The 2,668-nt window shown below is 60.3% G+C and carries 3 protein-coding genes; all 3 read right to left on the bottom strand.

Features of this window, described 5'->3' with window-relative positions; translation table 11 throughout:
• Positions 1-550 (bottom strand): carbohydrate ABC transporter permease (locus NUW23_15910; GenBank protein MCR4427640.1); only part of this gene is annotated, 550 nt, incomplete at its 3' end.
• 24 nt (positions 551-574) lie between these two features.
• The gene (locus NUW23_15905; protein MCR4427639.1) at positions 575-1,465 is read right to left on the bottom strand and encodes a sugar ABC transporter permease; all 891 of its coding nucleotides are present in this window, start codon (positions 1,463-1,465) and stop codon (positions 575-577) included.
• 115 nt (positions 1,466-1,580) lie between these two features.
• The coding region (locus NUW23_15900) for an extracellular solute-binding protein (GenBank protein ID MCR4427638.1) at positions 1,581-2,668 on the bottom strand (1,088 nt) is incomplete at its 5' end.

The following is a 2,668-nucleotide window of genomic DNA, read 5'->3' as shown; positions in this document are numbered from 1 at the left end:
ACTGGCGGAAAAGGAAGACAAAGAACGCGTTCGTCGCAAAGAACGATGGGACGACGAGGGGATAGAAGCTGTTGACCCACCCCAGTTGGCGAAACAGGATGAACTGCGGGATCATCACTACATGAAACGGCACGGCCATCGTGGCAAGGACGAGCATGAAAAGCAATCGCCGACCGGGGAAGCGTAGACGAGCGAAGCCAAAGCCCACCAGTGAGCAACTGAGGACCTCGCCGACCAGACAGCCCAGGGTCACATAGAGGGTGTTGGCAAAGTAGTAGGGGATGAAAGGGTGAAGCGGTGTCATCAGCGCTTCCTTGTAGTTCTGCCAGCGGACCGGGTTCGGTATCCAAACTGGCGGATACGCAAAGACTTGGTCAAGCTCCTTCAGAGATGCCGACACCATCCAGAGGAAGGGAATCAGCACGATCAGGGCGCCGGTAGCGATCACGAGGTATAGGAGCAGACGTGCGAAGTACCTGGCAACGGTCAAAGTCGGATGCCTTCTGGATCTGAATCCTCTGGTCTGGGCGCCGTTGTGCCTGCGATCCATCGGGGATGCCCTCCAACGTCAGAGTCATAGGTGCGCGATATCCGTCTCGTAGTAGACCCAGTACCTCGCGCTCCCGACGACAAGCAGGGTCACCAGGACGATAAGGAGCGCCAGTACCCAGGCCAGAGCCGACGCATACCCCATCTCGAAATACTGGAACGCATGCCGGTAGATGTATAGGACGAAGAAGAGGGAAGCGTTTCCGGGACCCCCTCCCGTCATGACATAGGCGGAGGTGAACACCTGGAAGGACCCGATGAGCCCCGTTACGAGCTGGAGAAAGAGGACGGGGCTCATCATGGGGACGGTCACATGCGTGAACCGAACCAGGGCGTTTGCGCCATCGATTGCGGCCGCTTCGTAGAGCTCTGTTGGGATGCCCTGCAGGCCGGCGAGGTACACAGTGAGCCCGCCTCCTACTCCCCACAGACTCATGACCACAAGAGCCGGGATCACCCAGGTACGACTGAAGAGCCAGTTCGGTCCTCGGATGCCGACCTGGCGCAGCAGGGTGTTCAGGATCCCAAAGTCGGGCTGAAGTACCCATACCCATACCACCGCCACGGCTACCCCTGAGACGACCGCGGGAAGATAGTATATGCTTCGCCATATGGCGAGACCTTTGACCCGCTGGTTCAGAAGGATGGCGAGGCAGAAGCCAAAGATGATGTGCAGAGGTACGGCGGACAGCGTGTAGGCGGTTGTTACCTTGAGAGCCTGAAAGACCAGGGGGTCATGGACGAGCCGGGAGTAGTTGGACAGACCTACCAGCCGAGGAGGTTCGATCAGTGGCCATTCCGCAAAGCTAATGACCAGCGAGGCGACGATCGGGCCGCCAACGAATGCGATGAACCCGATCAACCAGGGTGATATCGCGATGTAGCCTTCCACCGCCTCGCGTGTACTTAGCCTCATGACGGTTCACCTCGCGCTAACAGCCTTACTTGCCATGGCATGAGGGCGCCTGGAGCGCCAGTTGGGCAGCAGCCCCTGGCGCTCCAAGCGGATGCAGTACGAAAGAGCAAGGTGTTCAGCCGACGAGCGGCTCAAGTTTGGGGGCAACCTCGGCGGCGACCCAGGCTGCGTCCTTGCCTTCGCTCAAGGCGATCCCCAGAGCATCGCCGACCACCTGGTCCATCTGAGTGGCGTTGGTGTTCAGTGGTATGGGCGGGGCCCAGCCTTTCTCCAGCGCGTCGATGAACACCTGCGCGCTGGGGATGTGCCCCTTGCTCAGGAATGTCTCCACGCTGGCCTTTTGGAAGGGCATGAACCCTTCGCCCTGGACCATGATCTTCTCGAGGCCGGGGCTCTTGAGGAACCGCATCAGCTCCCACGCTTGATCGGGATGCTTGCAGGCCGCTGGCAGCACGAGCGCATTGGCGCCGTGATGCATGAACCGACCGGCCGGCCCGGAGGGCAGCGGAGCCACGTCGTAGGGAACCTTGGTCTGCTTCAGTGAGTACACTTCCCACACGCCGCTCATGAACATGGCCAGTCGCCCGGTCAGGAACATCTGCTGCCCGCCACCCATCGCCTGCAGTTCCTGCGTCAGCGGGGCTGCCTTGTGTTTCAGGAAGATATCAAGAGCGAACTGCAGCCCCTGGATAGACTCCGGCTTCTCGCACCAGACCTCGCTCGCATCCTGGTCGGTCCAGCCTCCGCCGAAGGACCGCATGATATCGTGGGTATCCGCGCGGGCCATCCACGTCCAGTAGCCAAAATGCTTGCTCGGGCCTTCGCCCTTCGTCAGAGAGGTGACGACGTCGAGGAAGGTATCCCAGTTCCACTTGCCTTCGGCTTCCCACTCCAGCGGGTTCTTGACCCCTGCCGCTGCGAAAACATCCTTGTTGAACCAGAGGACCTTGGGGCTGTCGCCGCTGGGCAGCCCGTAGGTGGCTCCCGCGAAGGTGTGGATTCTCTCGAGGAAGGCTCCGGGGATCCACTTGTCCTTCGCCAGGTCCGGATCCGTTGCCATGTACTCGTCAAGAGCCAGGAGCAGTTTTCTCCCCACGAACTCGCACATCCAGTAGCTGGAGATCTCGACTATGTCTGCTCCCTGCCCGGCGGCAAAGTCAGTGAGCATCTTCTCACGGTAGGCAGTCCAGGGTATCTGCTCGA

The sequence above is a fragment of the Bacillota bacterium genome, from assembly GCA_024655925.1.
Classification (GTDB): domain Bacteria; phylum Bacillota; class DTU025; order DTU025; family JANLFS01; genus JANLFS01.
This window is presented reverse-complemented; position numbering and strand designations above follow the sequence as displayed.